The 19159-nt window shown below is 57.0% G+C and carries 15 protein-coding genes; 11 read left to right on the forward strand and 4 right to left on the reverse strand.

What is annotated here, in order from left to right; genetic code table 11:
* Window positions 1-319 precede the first annotated feature (319 nt).
* On the reverse strand, window positions 320-580 hold the full coding sequence (locus RCH87_RS03130) for a hypothetical protein (RefSeq protein ID WP_306515297.1): 261 nt from the start codon (window positions 578-580) through the stop codon (window positions 320-322).
* A 254-nt stretch (window positions 581-834) separates the two neighbouring features.
* Between RCH87_RS03130 and RCH87_RS03135 the strand changes: the two genes are divergently transcribed.
* The 9 genes from RCH87_RS03135 (at window position 835) to RCH87_RS03175 (ending at window position 13049) form a co-directional block, all read left to right on the forward strand.
* Window positions 835-4290: a bifunctional proline dehydrogenase/L-glutamate gamma-semialdehyde dehydrogenase gene (locus RCH87_RS03135; RefSeq protein WP_306515298.1), complete on the forward strand. Its 3456-nt coding sequence runs from the start codon at window positions 835-837 to the stop codon at window positions 4288-4290.
* A gap of 130 nt (window positions 4291-4420) precedes the next feature.
* On the forward strand, window positions 4421-5875 hold the full coding sequence (locus tag RCH87_RS03140; RefSeq protein ID WP_306515299.1) for an AI-2E family transporter: 1455 nt from the start codon (window positions 4421-4423) through the stop codon (window positions 5873-5875).
* Between the two features lie 61 nt (window positions 5876-5936).
* Window positions 5937-6959: a nucleoside hydrolase gene (locus RCH87_RS03145; protein WP_306515300.1), complete on the forward strand. Its 1023-nt coding sequence runs from the start codon at window positions 5937-5939 to the stop codon at window positions 6957-6959.
* A 10-nt stretch (window positions 6960-6969) separates the two neighbouring features.
* Window positions 6970-7470, forward strand: coding sequence for a TM2 domain-containing protein (locus RCH87_RS03150; protein WP_306515301.1), 501 nt, complete (start codon window positions 6970-6972; stop codon window positions 7468-7470).
* 157 nt (window positions 7471-7627) lie between these two features.
* Window positions 7628-8431 carry an ECF transporter S component gene (locus RCH87_RS03155; RefSeq protein WP_306515302.1) on the forward strand — a complete coding sequence of 268 codons (804 nt, stop codon included), beginning with the start codon at window positions 7628-7630 and terminating at the stop codon, window positions 8429-8431.
* A gap of 6 nt (window positions 8432-8437) precedes the next feature.
* The gene (locus RCH87_RS03160; protein ID WP_306515303.1) at window positions 8438-9130 is read left to right on the forward strand and encodes an energy-coupling factor transporter transmembrane component T; all 693 of its coding nucleotides are present in this window, start codon (window positions 8438-8440) and stop codon (window positions 9128-9130) included.
* Window positions 9121-10401 carry an ATP-binding cassette domain-containing protein gene (locus RCH87_RS03165; RefSeq protein ID WP_306515304.1) on the forward strand — a complete coding sequence of 427 codons (1281 nt, stop codon included), beginning with the start codon at window positions 9121-9123 and terminating at the stop codon, window positions 10399-10401. The genes RCH87_RS03160 and RCH87_RS03165 overlap by 10 nt, the downstream gene beginning before the upstream one ends.
* 719 nt (window positions 10402-11120) lie before the next feature.
* On the forward strand, window positions 11121-11792 hold the full coding sequence (locus RCH87_RS03170; RefSeq protein WP_306515305.1) for a DUF1707 domain-containing protein: 672 nt from the start codon (window positions 11121-11123) through the stop codon (window positions 11790-11792).
* Window positions 11793-11813: 21 nt separating this feature from the next.
* Complete coding sequence (locus RCH87_RS03175; protein ID WP_306515306.1) at window positions 11814-13049, forward strand: pyridoxal phosphate-dependent aminotransferase; 1236 nt, start codon at window positions 11814-11816, stop codon at window positions 13047-13049.
* Here the strand turns inward: RCH87_RS03175 and RCH87_RS03180 are convergent.
* From RCH87_RS03180 to RCH87_RS03190, 3 genes are all read right to left on the reverse strand, one after another.
* On the reverse strand, window positions 13033-13584 hold the full coding sequence (locus tag RCH87_RS03180; protein ID WP_306515307.1) for a hypothetical protein: 552 nt from the start codon (window positions 13582-13584) through the stop codon (window positions 13033-13035). The two genes, RCH87_RS03175 and RCH87_RS03180, sit on opposite strands and share 17 nt — an antisense overlap.
* Before the next feature lie 106 nt (window positions 13585-13690).
* A complete protein-coding gene (locus RCH87_RS03185; protein WP_306515308.1) occupies window positions 13691-14305 on the reverse strand; it encodes a hypothetical protein in 615 nt (204 codons plus the stop codon).
* A 307-nt stretch (window positions 14306-14612) separates the two neighbouring features.
* Window positions 14613-15992, reverse strand: a complete 1380-nt coding sequence (locus RCH87_RS03190) for an MFS transporter (protein WP_306515309.1) — start codon at window positions 15990-15992, stop codon at window positions 14613-14615.
* Window positions 15993-16061: 69 nt separating this feature from the next.
* Here RCH87_RS03190 and RCH87_RS03195 point away from each other — a divergent pair, with 69 nt between their 5' ends.
* Together RCH87_RS03195 and RCH87_RS03200 are read left to right on the forward strand one after the other, a co-directional pair.
* On the forward strand, window positions 16062-17738 hold the full coding sequence (locus tag RCH87_RS03195) for an ABC-ATPase domain-containing protein (RefSeq protein ID WP_306515310.1): 1677 nt from the start codon (window positions 16062-16064) through the stop codon (window positions 17736-17738).
* Window positions 17739-18000: 262 nt separating this feature from the next.
* The coding region (locus RCH87_RS03200) for an HNH endonuclease signature motif containing protein (protein ID WP_306515311.1) at window positions 18001-19159 on the forward strand (1159 nt) is incomplete at its 3' end.

Genomic DNA, 19159 nt, shown 5'->3' on the forward strand with positions numbered 1-19159 from the left:
GTGAACTTGATTGTCAGTGACTCAACTACAAGCGAGACTGTAGCAGACAGTTTCTCGTCGTGCCAACTTTCTTGAGCCCATGTCACTCAACCTATGCAACTAAGATGCCTTCAGAGTTATTCCCAGGGCACTCAAGCTTAGGGAAATTCGCTGTTCATCGAGCATCTTTCACGCCGATAACATCACGTCTACAGCACAGAACACAGCACAGAACAAGGACAACAGCGGGCTAGTGGGTATTGCTGACCCCCGAAAAATCAACCACGAGGTGAGCGTTGCGGCCCTAAGGCGTAGACCAATACGCTGAGGCAAAGTGGCATCAAGATTTTTGTGCCACAACATACCCCAGACTGCATGCAAACAGCCCGATAATGCCAAGTATTATTGCAAGAATTTCTTGTTCCCGGACAAGAAAAACCCCTGCGACAACGTAAGCGACGGTTGCTAGTAAAAATGAGGCCACACCGAGTTTTGATGGGCACCCTACTAAAGGGTGGTTAGGTTTTTGTTTCCCGGCGGCTCTAGCAGCAGTAGCAGACAATATCGCTGCAACCACCATGATCAGCAGGGGATACCACATATTACCCACAATTCCTCAACTTAATTACCGGAGCCTGTACCGCTCCTGCAAATTTTACTCTCACAAACTGCGAGGTTAGTGCCCCATGACCGGACCGCCCGCACAACCAAACGAGTAGTGCATTCCTCTTCTGACAATTCACGACCTCCACGTGAATCTTTTCTCATTTCCCGTGCCCGTCACATAGCGCACCGCCCAAAAGGTAGAGTAGCCAGCAGTGAAGACTCAATCTAGAACGAAGGATGTTGACTCCTATGACAGCTAACAAGACTGCTTATACTCCCCCACAAGACAGCCAAGACGTCGAGGCTTGCGTTGACGCTGCAGTAGAGCGCGCGCATGAGTGGCTGAAGGTCACCAAGGGCGAGTCCTCGCGTTCCACTGAGCAGCTCGCAGACATGGTGCGTGACCCGGATGGCGTCAGCTTCACCATGGACTTCGTCGACCGCGTCATGCGCCCAGAAGACAATAAGGTAGCCGCGCAAGCACTGGCTGAACTGGCGGAATCCCCAGAATTCCTGAGCAAGATTGACGCTCTCATGGTCGGCGCCGGCGGCTTTTTCGGCCCCATCCTGCCTAACCTGGTTATGCCGGTCGCTCGTCGCCGCATGCGCCAGATGGTCGGCCACCTGGTGTTGGATGCAGAGTCCGACGCCCTGAACAAGATGCTGGACGACGCAGCTGAGCGCGGCCAGGATTTGAACCTGAACCTGCTGGGCGAAGCCGTACTGGGTGAAGAAGAAGCCAAGTCCCGCTTTGACCGCACCATGGAATTGGTACGCAACCCACGCGTTACTTACGTTTCGGTCAAGGCTTCTTCGCTGTGTGCCCAGCTGAACCACTGGGATCACGATGGTTCCGTGGAGCGTTTGAAGGACCGTCTGCGTCCGATGTACCGTGAGGCCATTAGCCGCAAGCCGCAGGTCTTCATCAACCTGGACATGGAGGAATACCACGACCTCCACCTGACCATCCGCTTGTTCAAGGAACTCCTCTCCGAAGACGAGTTCAAAAACCTGGAAGCTGGCATCGTCGTCCAGGCATATTTGCCGGATGCTTTCGAAGCTTTGCAGGAACTTGCAGAATTCGCAGTTGAGCGCGTGAAAAACGGTGGTGCTCCGATCAAGGTGCGCATCGTCAAGGGCGCCAACCTGTCGCTGGAGCGCGTTGAGTCCGAGGTACATGGTTGGCCACTGGCTCCTTACCTGTCCAAGGCAGAAGTCGATGCCAACTACATCCGTCTGCTGGACTACATTCTGCGTGACGAATATGCCGACGCCATCCGCATTGGTGTTGCTTCCCACAACCTGTTCACCATGGGCTTGGCCGTAGAACTGGCCGAGAAGCGTGGCGTATCCCGCCAGATCGATGCCGAGATGCTGGCTGGTATGTCCCCGGCACAGGCCAAGGCTGTCCACGACGTCGTCGGTCGCCAGATCCTGTACACCCCAGTTGTCCACATGAAGGACTTCGACGTTGCCGTGTCCTACCTGGTGCGTCGTCTGGAAGAAAACGCCGAATCGCAGAACTTCCTCTACGCCCTGTTCGCACCGGACGAAGCCAGCGACAAGGGCAAAACCCCAATGCAAGATCAGCAGGAACGCTTCCATGCCTCCGTGCGTGATCGTTGGAAGACCTTCGCTGGCCAGCGTCGTCAGCAGGACCGCAACAATGAAACCGGCCGCCAAACCCCGAACACTGGCCGTTTCATCAACGAGCCAGACACCGACCCATCGCTGCGCGCTAACCGCGAATGGGCTTTGGAGGCGTTGGCATCCGACCCAGGCGAGCACGGCGTCAAGTCCGTCACCGAAATCTCTGAGGTCGACGACGCTATTTCCACCGCCGTTGGGCTTGCCGACGACTGGGCAGCACTATCCGGCGCGCAGCGCTGCGAGGTCCTCAACACCATCGGCGACGAGCTCGCGAAATCCCGCGGCAAGCTGATCTCCGTAGCTGCCTGGGAAGCCGGCAAGGCAGTCGATCAGACTGACCCGGAGATCTCCGAGGCCATCGACTTCGCCACCTACTACGGACAGCAGGCCATCGCGCTGGATCGCACCCAGTCGGTCTTCACGCCAAACAAACTGACCGTCGTCGTGCCGCCATGGAACTTCCCAATCGCCATCCCAGTCGGCGGTATCACCGCTGCTCTGGCGGCCGGTTCCGCTGTCATCATCAAGCCAGCACCACAGGTTGTGCACTGTGCCAAGGTTGCCGTCGACGCCATCCGCGCGGGCCTAGAAGCAGCAGGTCAAAACCCTGACCTCGTCCAGCTCGTCAACACCGACGAGGGCGAAGCTGGTAAGCACCTGATCTCCCACGAAAAGACCGACGCCGTCGTCCTGACCGGTGCCTCCGATACCGGTGCGCTGTTCCGTTCCTGGAAGCCGGACATGAACATCTACGCCGAGACTTCCGGCAAGAACGCGATGATCATCACCCCGGCCTGCGACCCAGACCTGGCTGTACAGGACCTCTACAAGTCCGCCTTCGGCCACTCCGGCCAGAAGTGCTCTGCTTCCTCGCTGGCCATCCTGGTTGGTTCCCTGAAGGATTCCGACCGCGTCAAGAACCAGCTGGTCGACGCCGTCAAGACCCTGAAGCCAGGCTTCGGTACCGACATCTCCGTCACCATGAACGGCCTGGTCGAAGAGCCAACCGAGAAACTCTACCGTGGCCTGACCTACTTGGAGCCGGGCGAGAAGTGGCTGCTGAAGCCAGAGAAGCTCAACGAAGAAGGCACCCTGTGGTCGCCTGGTATTCGCGACAACGTCCAGCCTGGTTCCTGGTACCACCAGAACGAGTGCTTCGGCCCAGTCTTGGGCATCATGTACGCCGAGACCCTGGAAGAAGCCATCGAGTGGCAGAACTCCACCGGCTACGGCCTGACCGGCGGCATCCACTCGCTGAACGACGACGAAGTCGAGTACTGGATGGACAACGTTGAGGTAGGTAACGCCTACGTCAACCGTGGTATCACCGGCGCTATCGTGCAGCGTCAGCCCTTCGGTGGTTGGAAGAACTCCGTGCTGGGACCTGGTGCGAAGGCTGGTGGACCAAACTACGTCCGTCAGTTCGGCACCTGGTCCGAGGGCGAGCTGGAGCACCACAAGGTGGAAATCTCCCCACGGATCACCCGTCTGCTCAAGGATCTCTCCGAGCGTCTCGATTCGCAGCTGTCTGATGAGGACATCAACTGGCTGTGGCGTGCCGCCGAGTTGGATGCCAAGAACTGGCACAACGAGTTCGGCCGCTCCAACGACTACACCGGTCTGGTATCGGAGGCCAATATCTTCCGCTACCGTCCATTCTGGGAGCGTCTGCGCGTGCGCGTCGGCAAGGGCTACAAGCCACGCGAGGTTGCACGCCAGATCTTGGCCTCCAAGATCACCGGTGTGGAGCTGAACATGTCTGCTACTCGCGAGATCGCTGAAGAGCTGCAGGCCATGGGCTTTGATTGCCAGGTTGCCAACACCAACGAGTTCGCTGCTGAGCTCGGCGGTGTGCCATCGACCCGTGTTCGTGCGATCGGTGAGGTCGAGCCGGAAGCCTACCGTGCTGCGGTGAAGTCCGAGTCGGTCATCATCGACTGGGAGGTGCTTGCCGACGGCCGTCGCGAGCTGCTGCCTTACCTGCTGGAGCAGGCTGTGTCTGTGACGATGCACCGCTTCGGGATCGTCCGCCCAACCGGCCACATCCAGCGTTAAGTTCACGCACTAAATTAGCTGCGTAGACTTCGCAACGCCCCGGTATTCACCGGGGCGTTTTTGTGTGCGTTTTTCGCACTCTTTTGCACGTAGGCAAGCCTGTTTGCCCTGGTAAGTTATAGTCGACTGTGTGACTAACCACGATGACGACGCTACCCGCGGTGCCCAAGCCGGCAAGGCCAACAAGGCCGGCAAAACTAACCAAGCCGAACAGCCTGACCAGCCCGACCAGGCACAGCGGAACGAGATGCAGCGGGACGAGATGCAATCCCAGCCTGCCAGCCCTGCAAACCAGATCACGGCGAACGACGGCAACGCCCCGCAACCGGGGCTCAGCAATATCACGCCGGACCGGAAAACCCCGGTGGTCGTGGAAGACGTCGATCGTTCTGTCATCTGGGCGCGCGATGGCAAGACGATGGCAGCCTGGGCTTGGCGTTTTATCATCTCGGTGGCCGCACTGGCCCTGACCCTGGTCATCGTGTATTTCGCATGGCGCGCAATCCTGCCGGTGATTTTGGCGATACTGGTGACGACCTTGCTGGCACCGGTCTCGAAATTACTGCGGGCTTTGAAATTCCCGCCTGCGCTGGCCTCATTCGTCTCGTTGTTGGGTGGCTTAGGTTTAATCGTCGGTATTTTTGCTGCGATGGGCCCCACGATTCGTTCTCAGGGCTCCGAATTAGTCAATCAGGCTGATCGCGCCGTGCGAGAGCTGATGGAAATGACGGACCGGTTGCCATTTGAACTGGATGCCGACAAGATCTCGGAATTTTCCGATAGCATCGTCAAATTCCTGCGCAACCAGTCCGGCACGATCGCCTCAGGTTTGATTTCTGGTGTTTCAGTCGCCAGCACGCTGGTGATCACCGTCGTAATCATGTTCGTGCTGACCTTTTTCTTCCTCAAAGACGGCACGAAATTTTTGCCGTGGTTGCGCCAATACACCGGCCACGACATCGGCTGGCACGCCACGGAGCTGCTGACCCGCATCTGGAACACCCTGGCTGGATTCCTACGCACCCAGGCGGTGGTTTCGCTTGTCGACGCCATCTTCATCGGCTTAGGGCTGTGGATTTTGAATGTCCCGCTCGCATTTGTTCTGGCAACTATCACATTCTTCGCCGGCTTCATCCCCATCGTCGGTGCGATTACTGCAGGAACCCTTGCTGTGGTGATCGCGCTGCTATCCAACGGTCTCACCAATGCTTTGTTGGTGTTTGGTCTGATCATTTTGGTGCAGCAGCTGGAAAGCAACGTGCTGCAGCCAGTGTTGCAGTCTCGCTCGATGGGTCTGCACGCTGCGGTGGTCTTGTTGTCCATCACACTGGGTTCCGCTCTGGCCGGCATCATCGGTACCTTCTTGGCAGTCCCGATCGCTGCTACCGTCGCGGTGGTGCTGCGCTATCATTCGGAGATGGTCGGGCTGCGGGCCGGTGATCTGACCATCGATGACATCGAGATCGCTTCCAGTGAAGATGACGAAGATGCGAAGTCGTCGTCATCTGCTTTTGAGAAGGTCAAGCAAGCTCTAACGGAGATGGCCGCCCGTGGGCGCAAGACTGGCCAAGTAACCAACAACTAACCACTAACAACTAGCCACTAACAACTAACCACTAACAACTAAGCGGTTAAGCTCTATAGCCATGACACCGCGTGCATCTGCTTCGAACGTGCCGACGATCATTCTTGATTGCGATCCCGGCATCGATGATGCCTTCGCGCTGTTGTACCTTTCAGCGCTGCATCATGCTGGCGAGATCAACCTGGTGGCAGTGACCACCACAGCGGGCAACACCACGGTAGAAAACACCGCCCGCAATGCCGCTTGGGTTCTCGCCCAATGCGCGCCGCAGAACGCTGCGCACAACTACAACGCTGCGCACAACTACAACTCCGCGCCCGCAATCCCCGTCGCCATGGGGCACCCGCGCCCGCTGCAGGTACCGCTAGAAACCACTCCGGAAACCCACGGTCCGACTGGTTTGGGATACGCCACCAGCACTTGGCCGAACGCCGCCTCATCGGCGACCAACTGGCAAAAGACCTGGGCCGATGCCCTGCACTCCCATGACGACGTGCATCTCATCATCACCGGGCCAGCCACGAACGCCGCAGTGTTTGCCGAAGGAAACCCAGAATTATTCGCACAATTCGGCGCAATCACGGTGATGGGGGGTTCGGTCAATTACCCCGGCAATACAACACCGACCGCCGAGTGGAATTTTTGGGTTGACCCGCACGCCGCGCAGTACTTATTCGAAGCGACCGCCGTGCCGATCACGCTGTGTTCGCTAGAAGTCACCGAACAGATGCTGCTGACCCCGGCCCGGTTGCGCAAGCTGCAAGATGCAATCCCGGATACCAAACAAACGAAATGGTTAGAAGAGATCAGCCGGTTTTATTTCGAATTTCACGATAGCGTCGACGAGGGCTATCAGGCGCAGATTCACGATTTGTTGACCGTCATGGTGGCGGTGGGCACCGTCGATGTGATCTCTCAGCCGACCTACGTGACGGTGGTGGCAAATTCTGCATTGTTACGCGGAACCAGCATCGCTGATCTGAAAAATCATTGGAAGAAACCGCCCAACGCGCGGCTGGTTCAGCACGCCGATATTCCCGGCGCTTTTGCGGAGCTCTATCGCGCAGCACGGTATTTAGGGTAGTCTTAGCGCCATGAACCAGCACAATAACGATTACAACAAGTACGAACATTACGACGAGGATGGCCTGCCAAAGCAGGGATTTTCAGGCCAATTTCAAAAATCCGGCTATTCTTTCGATACCACCGGTAACAATTTTAGCCAGCAGAATTCTCCCTACTCAGCACAGCAGAATTACCCGCAGCAGCAAAACTACGGCTACCAAGGAATGCAGCAGAATATCCAATATGGCGATCCACAGTTGCCGCCGGGCTATAAGCAAAAATCTATGGTGGCGGCTGCCCTTTTTGCGTTTTTCTTGGGCAGCCTCGGCGCACACAATTTCTATCTGGGCAATACCAAGAAAGCCACCGCGCAGCTTTTAATGTGCATCTTCGGCTACATCACGGCAATCATTTTGGTTGGTTTCTTGATTCTGGGTGCGCTGTATATCTGGGTCATCGTCGAATTCGTGCTTATTCTGGCCCGTAGCGGTGATTACGCCAGCGATAACAATGGCGTACCGCTGAACTAGCTACACACCGTCGTCAGTTAGACTGTTGCAGCAACCGGCCGCTCGTCGGCAAGCATTTTCCGCCTAACCCGAGGTGACATAGGGCAAAGGGCGGAAAATATTTAACTCTGTACCTGGTTTCCGCACCTTTACACGTCGTTTTCTAAGGAACTACCCCATGTCACCTGCGAAATCTTCTTCCACCCCGGCTCAGCCGGCTCAACCTACGCAAACCGCGCTTGCACTGCGCTGGCTGGGCGTGGCCGCTATTGCCGCAACCTGGCTGGTCCTGGTCTTTGCCCGCCCGACGGAATGGGAATCCGCCGGCTCCACCCCCGCTATGTTCACGATGGCGGGTTATCTGCTTGGCACCGTCTTGCTGCTGATTTCCACGGTGCCGTATATCCCGGCGCGCACCTTGGCGATCATCCCGGTCGCTTTGGTGCTCAACATCGTGGTCGGCCAGGTCATCGGCGCTTCCGGCATCCCGCTGTACTTGGATGCTGTCGGTACGGGGCTCATCGCCGCACTGGCTGGCCCCTATGCGGGCTTGGCGACGGGCGCGCTCACCAACGTCGTCTGGGGTTTGATCGCCCCAGCGGCTCTGCCTTTCGCTGCAGGTTCGGCGGCCGTGGGCTGGCTCAGCGGTGTGGCGATCCACAAATTTGGTGTATTCCAGAAGTTGTGGCGCCTGATCGTCTCCGGTGCGCTCATCGGTATCATCTCAGGCGCGCTCGCTGCACCCGTCGCTGCGTTCGTTTACGGCGGCACCGCTGGTGTGGGTACTGGTGCGGTGGTCTCGCTATTCCGTGAAATGGGCCAATCGCTGCTGGCATCGGTCACGCTGCAGTCGTTCATCTCCGATCCCCTGGATAAGATCCTGGTCATGCTTATCGTCTGGGCTGCGTGGAAAGCGTTGCCGAAGCGCACGCTGCGCCAGTTGTTGCCTCCGCAGCACCGCGCCGAAGCCGAACACAGCTAATATCCAGTGCGCTTCCTGCATCCCCTCACGGTTATCGTTATCGGGGTTTCGGCGTGGGTTGCCGCATTATCGATTTCCTGGCCATGGCTACATCTCGCAATCATTGTTGTGGGCTGGGCCGCCGGCATCGCGGGATCACGCACCGTAGCAGTCCCGGCAACCTCCATTGCGTTGTCGATCCCCGCGGGCCTATCGATGTTGCTGGTCCACGCCCCACACGGCGAACACCAGATCGCGCCTTTGCTCACGTCCGACGGTCTGCTCACCGCTGGCGAGCTTGCGCTCCGTTTCTGTGCGTTGATGACGTCCCTGCTCGCGGTCATGGCTAACGTGCACATCCCGGATCTACTCAAAGCGCTCCAGCACGCTGGCCTGCACCATTCCGTTGTTTATGTTCTCGGCTCTTCCCTGCAATTGCTCCCGCAAGCCAGTGTGCTGATCCGCGAAGTTTCCACCGCCAACCGGCTTGCCGGTCGCAAAGTTGGGGTCACCAACGTCGTCCCGCACATGGTCATCCCTCTGATCACTCGCCTGCTCACCCATGGCGCCGACCGCGGCATGATGCTGCAAGGCATGGGATACGACTCCCCTGGTCGTCGCACCGTGCTCTACCCCGTCCGCGCGCGTCGTTGGGAGATTCTGTTGCGCATCGGTTTTCCCGTACTCACCGTCTGGTTGGTGGTGCTCGCATGGAGCTAGCTTCGTTGCACCAGCAGGTAGAGGCCGAAAAGTTCTGTCATTACCTGCTTGCCGACGACCACGACGCCTGGCAAATCGCCCAAGACTACTGCGATTTTTTGCGTGAAACCCCTGGGCTTGCCGACGCCGATACGCCCCGCGTGTTGCTGTTGGGCTATGAGATCGGCTCGGCCGTTTCACACCTGCGCGATACCGTCATCGAAGAAATCGCCCAACCTCTCGAACAACAGGGCGTGCCTGCCGAAAAGATGGAACGGCAGTGCCTGGAAATCCTGGAGCAGCTGGGGTTACGCGAGCTCGCCTTCGCCCACCCTGCGCAGTTGTCCGGTGGGCAGACCCGGCGCATGCAGGTCGCGAGTTTCTTGGCTGCTGCCCCGGAGGTGATCGTGGCGTGCGAGCCCGGCGCGGGCCTGGACCCGGCTTCCGCGCAAGCAGTCGTGCGCGCATTGCGGAGATATGCACGCAGCGGCGCCGGTGTCGTACTGTGCCTGGATTACGACACCGCTACTAGCCAGAATTCTTCCGAGCCTGCTGCGACTACATCCGAGACCGCTGCTTCAGAGCCCGTGAAAGCACGCGGCCCAAACCCCAGCTTGCCCCGCATCCAGCCGGGCACAACCCTCGCAGAATGGTCCGGGATTCGCGCTCACCGTGGTGCGCCGAAGCGGCGCTGGTGGCAGTTGCAGAAATCCACCACCGCTGCCCGCGAATTTTCCAGCAATCCGGTGGATCTCCAGGCACGTTCCGGTGCGGTGTGCTGGCTACGCGGGACCAACGGCGCTGGCAAAACTACTTTGCTGCGGCAATTGGCTGGAATTAACGCAGATAACTCAGCCGCAGAAGGCATCGCAGTCTCGTTGGCCTTGCAAGATCCGGCAGCGCAGGTGCTGGATTCGTCGGCAAGCGAAATGTTGGCAGACGAAAAGCTCTGGGAAATCATTACTGGCACGCAAAACCGCGAGCGCGATACCAGTGAGCTAACGCGCGATACGCACCCGCTGGATCTCAGCCCTTCCCAGTTGCGCCTGCTACAAGTGGCATCGGTCGTTGCGCAGCGTCGGCAGGTGGTCCTGCTCGACGAACCAGATGTGGGGCTGACCCCGGCTGATCACAGAAGCATGCACGAACTCATACATGAGTGTTTAGCCGGTGGCACGGCGGTGATCATGACCTGCCACGATCCAACGTTTATACAGTCCGTCATTTCATATGCACAAGTAACAGAAGTACAAATCGTACCCGGTGTCCTACCCCCATTTTCTCACCCATAACTACAATCGTAAGAAACTACTACCAGACCAACACAAGTAAACATCAACGCGAAGTAAGTGAGCATGAGCAAAAAAGCAGAAATGAGGGCACGCAAGCGGGGCGTCGAAATAATGAGCCTAACGCCAGCTCCGCTGCGGAACAGGCTCATTCCAACCCCGGAGACACGGATCCGGAACAGCTGGCAACAAACCTTCAACGCACTAGACAAAACAATACAGACGATGAAGACATAATCGATGCTGAGCTAGTCACACGGGGCGAATTACGGAAATACTTTCATTATTGGTCTGGGCCCACACCATCACCTGACACGTTGCAAGCGTTTCGCGACATCGATCCGTCTTTTGCTGATCGTGCATTTACGATGTCAGAAAGAGCACTCGAGGCCCACAATGAAGAGCGTCTCGCTTTGGCTCACGGTGACATTCACACAGTTAAGCGAGGCCAATATCTTAGTGCGCTCATTGTGACCAGCTGCATTGTTGGATCATTGGTAGCTGTAGGAGTGTTTGATTCTGAGGTACTTGCCGGACTTATCTTGGCACCTGCTTTAATGCAATTTCTTGGCAAGCTTGTCAGAACGGTCCGAGACCGCGATGACACTATCGATAGTTAACTCTGGTAGACACACCAATAGCCTAATTTCACTTCCAGGATTGCTTGATTCCCAAAAAGGTGACATATCCAGGGTTTATCTTGCTTGTTGTATATTTAGCGTATGAGCACCCCGTTTAATCAGAGTGATGCGTCGATGCGCCTGTCCGATGCCGACCGCGACCACGCGATGAATGCGTTGGGACACGCGCTGGCCGAAGGCCGTTTGCAGATCGACGAATTTGACGATCGGTGCGCGGCCGTCGCCCAGGCGCAGTACCAGCGCGACCTGGATCAGGTATTCGTGGATATCCCGTTTACGCAGCAAACCACCAGCGGCGCCGTCGAAAAGTATTATTCCGAATCGCAAGTGGCCCGTGCCCGCGAAGCCGGGAAGAAACCACGCCTGGGCACCGCGCTGTTGACCTCACTGGCGGGCATGATCGCGTTTCCAGGCTTCGTCGCGTTAGCCTTCGAAGCAGGAAGCACAAGCAACGCGGTGGTGTTCGGCGGGCTGGCGATGCTAACGGCTTTCGTGGTGCCGGCGGTGTGGATCGCGCTGTATATTCTGAAGATCGGGCCAGACTCGTGGCACCGCCCCTCCCCTGCGCAACTGGAGCGGCAGCGTCGCAAAGAATTACGTGCAGCCGAGGCTGATCGCCGCGCCGAGGAAAAAGAGCTGACCCGCCAGCAATGGGCGGAGCGCCGAGCGCAAGCTGCAGAATTGGGCGGCGATGCTTTCAACGTGGCGCAAAAGGCAGCACGGGAACAGTTGAACAAATGGAAAAACCGTTAGCGTTTTTGGCAAGATAGAGGAATGAGTCATCCACGTCACCCTGCGCGCATTTTTGATCAATCCGACAAGATCAAGAATATGGCCTACGCGATCCGCGGCCCCGTCGCAGATTTGGCCGAGCGCATGGAGGCGGACGGCCACCGCATCCTCAAACTCAACACCGGCAACCCGGCGACGTTCGGTTTTGATGCCCCGGATGTGATCATGCGGGATATGATTTCGGCGTTGCCGACCGCCCAGGGTTATTCCACTTCCAAGGGCATTATTCCTGCGCGGCGGGCGATCGTCACCCGCTATGAGCTGGAGGATTTCCCAGCGTTCGATATCGACGATGTATTTTTGGGCAACGGCGTTTCTGAACTGATCACCATGACCACCCAGGCGCTGCTGAACGACGGCGACGAGGTGTTGATCCCGGCCCCGGATTATCCGTTGTGGTCTGCGGCCACCTCCCTGGCTGGCGGTACCCCGGTGCACTACCTGGGCAATGAGGACGACGGTTGGAACCCGGATATTGAGGATCTGAAGTCCAAGATCACCCCGAAAACCAAGGCGCTGGTGATCATCAACCCGAATAACCCCACGGGCGCGGTCTATTCGCGTGAGGTTTTGCAGCAGCTGGTAGATATTGCCCGCGAGCACCAGTTGCTTTTGCTTTCCGACGAGATCTATGACCGGATTCTTTACGACGACGCCAAGCACATTTCCACCGCGTCCTTGGCACCGGATCTGGTGTGCATTACCTTTAATGGTTTGTCGAAGGCTTACCGTGTGGCCGGCTACCGAGCCGGCTGGATGGTGATCACGGGGCCGAAGCGGAATGCTGCTGGTTTGATCGAAGGCTTGGAGATGCTGGCTGGTACGCGTTTGTGTCCGAATGTGCCAGCGCAACACGCGATCCAGGTGGCACTCGGTGGTCAGCAGTCGATTTACCAGTTGACCGGCCAGGGCGGGCGGTTGTTGAAGCAACGGGATATCGCTTACGAAAAGCTGAGTGAGATCCCGGGCGTGTCCGTCGTCAAGCCGAAGGGCGCGCTGTATTGCTTCCCGAGGTTGGACCCTAATGTGCACGAAATTCATGACGACGCGAAGCTGATGCTGGATATTTTGAAACAAGAAAAGATTCTGATGGTGCAGGGCACAGGCTTTAACTGGCCGCACCCGGATCACTTCCGCGTGGTCACGCTACCGTGGGCGTCACAGCTGGAGAATGCGATTGAGCGCTTGGGTAATTTCTTGGCTAGTTATCGGCAATAGCATGGTTCTTTCGCTTGTCCCGCCAGATCGCTACCGGGAAATTGAGGACCAGCAAACCGATAAATGAGCCAGCAAAAGCCATCACGGTGCCGATACCTTGTTGGCTTGCCACTCCGAATGATTCCAAATACGCTTCACCGAAAGCAATTCCCGATGACATCGCAAGCGGTGCGAGAAAGCCACCCAATAGGGGGATCGCGCACCACATATTAATCATGATGGAAACTCCCCCTACGCTCAGAATGCACAGCGCAATCTGCCAGTACGGATAGGTTCCCGGAAAAGATCCCGCTCCTTCTAAACCTGGGCTAGCCGACCAGCTTAACCAGGCTGCAGCAAGCACAGGCCCCAAAATAAAACCAACGAACCAACGGCTCAATAAAAATACGGAAAACGGCCATTTCAGTTGGTCTAGGGCATTTCGGTTCTCTACAGAGAAACGGAAAGCAAGATATAACGCCAACAAAGCAGCTGCAGTAGGCAAAACAACCGCAAATCCTGCGATATTGATAAATCGTTCTACGTGAAAGTCCATTTTGTCCTCAATCTTTGCTAAAGGTTATCACGCTGAGCAAGATTAACCACCGCGAAATATGACTCACGTGCGTAAATTGGCGTTGCCCGCAAATAGCATAGTAGTTTCACTGGGCGTTACCCTCTATTCTTGGCTTGTTTTTGCGAAACTTCCATATCGAAAGAGGGAGATTGACCACTGTTAAAATTAGAGTGCCAACAACAGAAGTGTAAGCCGTTGCTAAACCGCTAATATTGTCGGGCACAGTAGATTCAATAACAACGAACACTGTAGCCATTCCCATCGTAATTCCCAATGGCACAGTTATCCCAGGTACGAGCAAAAGACGGTTCTTAAGATTAAGTATTACCGAGATAATTATTGCAGTCCCAACTAGCCCGAATGCTTGCCAATACGAATATTCACCCGGGGGGCCGATACGGGGCATATTATTTTCTACATACCCAGACCAACTTAACCAAGCAAAAGGTAAAATAAGTCCCACACAATAACCTGGCACCCCAGATTTTAAGACTTTTGCAAAGCCTTCCCAATATGAATAGTTTTTCAATTCATCTGAAGGCAACTCTTGAAAGAGTGCATATCCTACAGCGACTCCTACGGATATAGGTAGCAAAAGAAATATACCCGACCAAATCAAGAAAAACTGTAAATTAAAGTTCTCAATATGATCTAGTATAATCGATACCCATCCCAACTTACATGAACTGGACATGCCCATAAACCACACCATCTTCACTCGATAACCCCTGCCCCACCGCAGCGGGAGAAACCACACCACCGAAACACAATACCCCGACAGCCACAGCCGAAACCATTCTGCGTCGAAAAACGTTTAACATGGCTCAAACAACTTTCTTCTATTCTAATGATTAAGATCACAGTAAAGCTTTCTATTCAGATAGCAATACCTTTCAACAAAAACAATCAATAAAACCAAAAACAACACCCCTGACTACCCCCATTATTCACAAGTAGTCTCGCAATTAGGGATGGTTAACAGTGAAAATCCATCTCCCGCGTACCTCTTATACAACCCGTGTGTGTTCACGCGGGTTATCCACCTTATACAGCAGCGCCAGGCCGACGGCCAGGATCGTCGCGATCGCCAGAATGATCGCGATATTGTTGCCGAGCAGTGCCAAGAAAATGCTGATCAACACCGGCGCGAGAAAGGACACGCTGCGCCCCGCCGTGGCATACAGGCCGAATAGTTCCCCGGCTTTTTCTGGTGGGGCAATCCGTCCAATAAATCCACGCGATGACGCCTGCGCAGGGCCAACGAACAAACAGAGCCCAAGACCGAAAATCCAAAATGCCAGCGTCGGAGTGATCGGTCCACGCTCTTCGCTAAAAATGAGCAGCACCACGGCCGTCGCCAAGAGTGCCCAGAGACTCGCACTGATCACGAATTTAGGCCCCAGCCGGTCATCCAACCAGCCACCCAAAAACGCCCCGAGCGCAGAGATCACGTTTCCCGCGATGCCGAAAATGATGACGTTCGCCGGCGTTATGCCGTACAGCGTTGTGCCCAGGATCGCGCCGTAGGCAAAAACTGCAGAAAGGCCATCGCGGTAGATCGCCGAGGACACCAGGAACCAGAAAGTGTTGCGGTCGTCGCGCCACAGTCGAACGATGACTGCGAGCAGGCGTCGGTAAGATTGCGCAATACTGACGTGCTCGATGGTGTTTTTATCTGCAGTTTTTTCTTTGTGGAGCAGCAGCGGGAGCGCGAAAATTAAAAACCAGGCAGCAGAAACCACGGCGACGGCGCGAATATTCAGCGCTTCGTCTTCCCCAATACCGAAAATGTGCGGCGGCTCGCCCGCGATCAGGCTCAGGTACACCAACATCAACAGCCCAATACCGCCCAGGTAACCAAAGCCCCAGCCGATGCCAGAGATCCGCCCCATATTCCCCTCACGGGCGATGTCGACGATCATGGCGTTGTAGTTCAGGTTGGCGAATTCGTCGAAAAGCGTCAGGGCAGCCAACAGGCTCACCCCGAGCAGGAGAAATCCTGGTTCTGGCTGCACAAAGAAGCACGCCGCCATCAGCCCCACCACCAGCAAGGTGTGCACGATCAGCCACAGCTTGCGCCTGCCGGTTTTATCCGCGCGCTGCCCAATCACCGGTGCGGTCACCGCAATAATGATACCGGCGATGGCGTTCGCGCTGGTCAGCCACTGGGTTCCGCGTTCGTCGGGGCCGAAGACGTCCGAGGCGAGGTAGGTGCCGAAAACGAAGGTGACCATCACCGCCGAGACCGAGGCGTTGCCCCAGCTCCAGAGGAACCAGCTGGCGATCATGGATTTGCTGGAGCTGGTGTTTTTCGTCGCACAGCCGGCAGGGTTGGCGGGGTTGGCAGGGGCCGAGCCGTCGGCAGAGTCCGCGGTAGTGGCAGTCATATCTTATGTATACCGAAAGTTTTTCGGTGGCTTTCCACGACACCCCGCCCAATACGTAGGCTGGGTCGCATGAGCCTTGCACGTTTATTAACTTCCCTCGACAGCGCTGGTTACGGCGCCTACAAGAAACTGCACGGCAGCTATGAGCTGGGCGAATACCGGCTGCGCATCGACAAGGTGCAGTCCGACCCGTTCGCGCCGCCGTCGCTAATACAGGTCGAGGTGCCCAACCCGATTCCGGCGGAGTTGGCTGGTGTCGCCGCGCGCGATTTTTTGACCCGTCGGGTCGCCCAGGCGTTTTCTCACGACCACGATTTGCACATTGACCAGCCAGGCCAGCAGGTATTGGACCGCGCGAGCGTCGTGCTTGACGACGGTGGTGGCAGCGCTGGAGGGTCCGGCCGCAGTAGCGGCTCCGGCAGCGCTGGTGGTGGCAGCAGCTCTGACACCGCTACCCTGCGCATCGAGGTGCAACTACCGGCGAAAGGCCGCAGGATTCTGGGCCGCAAGGCGCGGGCTCTGCTGTGCGACGTGCTGCCCGCCGCGCTGGATCAGGCGCTCGATTTTCCCACCGCCGACCTGCGCGAGGCCGTCGTGCTGGAGCGCGACCAGAATTACCTGCGCGAACATCTTCCTGGCCGCGGGTTGATCGCTTTCGTCGGCGATGGCTCGTGTCTGCCGCGCGCTGCTGGCCACCGCGATACCCCGGCGAAGGATGCGGTGGAATTCCGCTCACCGGATTCGCTGCGCACCACCTTCCAGTTACCGTCGGGGCGCGAGGTCACCGGCATGGGCATTCCCGCTGGTGTCACGGTGATCGTCGGTGGTGGCTACCACGGAAAATCCACCTTGCTGAAGGCCCTGGAACGCGGGGTCTACAACCACATCGCCGGTGATGGGCGCGAGTTCGCGATCACCGTCGATTCCGCCGCTGCCCTGCGCGCCGAAGATGGCCGCGCGATTACCGGCGTCGATATTTCGCAGTTCATTTCTAACTTGCCGGCACAAACGGACACCACCAGCTTTTCGACGGATAACGCCTCGGGTTCCACCTCCCAGGCCGCGGGACTGATGGAGGCGTTAGAGGCCGGGGCATCCACGCTGCTCATCGATGAGGACACCTCCGCCACGAACTTCATGATCCGCGACGAGCGCATGCGCGAGTTGATCCCCACGGAGAAAGAACCAATCACACCCTTGGTTGATCGTGTGCGCGGGCTGGCCGAGGTTGGCGTGTCGACGGTGCTGGTCGCCGGTGGTTCCGCGGCGTTTATTGATGTCGCCGACACCGTGATTCACATGGATTCCTACCACCCGTATGACATCACCCAGCGCGCTGCTGCGTTGGCGCGCGCCGTCGACAAGCAAGAGCCGTTCGAGTTGCCTGCGCGGCGGCCGTTGTCGGCGAAGCGTTTCCAGGCGAAAAAGCCACCGCAGGCGAAGGGTGCGGGCATCCGCGTCGGCAAGGGTTTTATTGATTTGTCGGCGTTATCGCAGTTAGTTGATGTTTCACAGACTCGGGCGATCGCCGCGATTTTGGGGCAGTTGAGCAGCCAACACGGCGAGATTGAGATGCTTGTCGACGAGATGTTGGAGCAGGTCAAGCACGGTGGCATTGATGCTGTATCGCGGTTTTCTGGTGGCAAGCGCGGCTCCAGGTCAGCCGCGCCCGGCAAGCACCCGGGCCGCTTAGCGCTGCCACGCAAGTTGGAGATCATGGCGGCGATTAACCGCGCCCGGAAATAGGGAAGTTCGGTCGGTGTCCGCGAAATCATGTCGGCGTCCGCGAGATCATTCGGCCATCCATTCGGTTAATACGAACATGTAGGCGGATATCTTTATCTCACCTGCCAGACCAAGCACCCCGGCTAACCAGGTTCCATGCGTTCCTGCCCCGATTTTTATGGGCACTAAATTGTTCGAAAATTGTTGCGCTTAGACATAATGTTCGATAAACTGCTGTCATAGCAATTAGCAATACTGTTCGACAGCATTCGGGGAGGAACTCATGGCGGAAGGCAACCAACGGGATGAAAAGCCCAACGATGGTAACGATGGTGCGGCCACTTCCAACGATTCCACCGGCCCCAATTCCGTGTCCGTACCTGATTCCGCGTCCGTACCTGATTCCGCCCAGTTTCCCGACGCATATTTCACGCACTGCAGCCCACATGACGAGCACGCGCAAGCAATGCTGACGCTGCGTCGTCAAGAGTATTATGCCTGGAAATCCGTCATAGATTTTGATCACGACGATTATGAAATGATGCTCCAAAAGCTCATGAAAATCAGTGGGCTAGCGCAGCACAAAACGTCGGACATCATCGGTGCGTTTTATCGCATGAGCGACCTGCCACAACTGCGTGAATTAGCAACGTCGATGTGGCATATCGACCTCGATCGCTGGATCACAATTGATCGTGCCATGACGAAAGCGGGAAACGTCAATGCGCATCTGTTTTCGGTCATTGACAAGCTGCTGGTAGATCTCCTCACGCCCAGCAAACCTGCGCAACAAATGCCATCGAGAAGAACTATCGCCAACCGCATTGACCGCGAAATTGAAGCCGAAGACGCTTCCGTCCGCGAGCACAAGAGAAAATCGTGGTCCCGGAAAAATTATGAGGTCAATGACATTCCACCTACCGCTCGCAATGACGACGACAGCCACGAATTTCGTTTTGATACCGACGCGGCAACCGCCGTGAATATCGATGCGCACATTCACGAGCACGCGAAACAGGCCGGCATCTCGCTCCGAGACGCCGCCGTGGAATTGCTGCTGGGCAAGGCTAGCACCACGGTGATGCTGAATTGCTACCGGGCAAACGATATCGACAATGCACCATTATTCGTCTCGACCGGCACCGGTGCTGGCTTGACGACGCTTTTCGGCGCAGCGGCTGACAAACTCACAGCGCAGGCACGCAAGCACCATGACATGGACGATGCCTTGCGCAGCGAAGTCGCAGGATATGCCACTACCCCGACGATGCGTTCCGCTGTCACCGGCCGGGATGGGCACTGCCGCTACCCAGGCTGCACCAAACCGGCGACCACCTGCCAGATGGACCACGTCGTCGAATACGACAAGGGCGGGGCTACCTCGCCAACCAATCTCATCGCGCTGTGCCAGCACCATCACAACATCAAAACTGACAAACGTG

The sequence above is a fragment of the Corynebacterium sp. genome (assembly GCF_030826625.1).
Taxonomy (GTDB): domain Bacteria; phylum Actinomycetota; class Actinomycetes; order Mycobacteriales; family Mycobacteriaceae; genus Corynebacterium.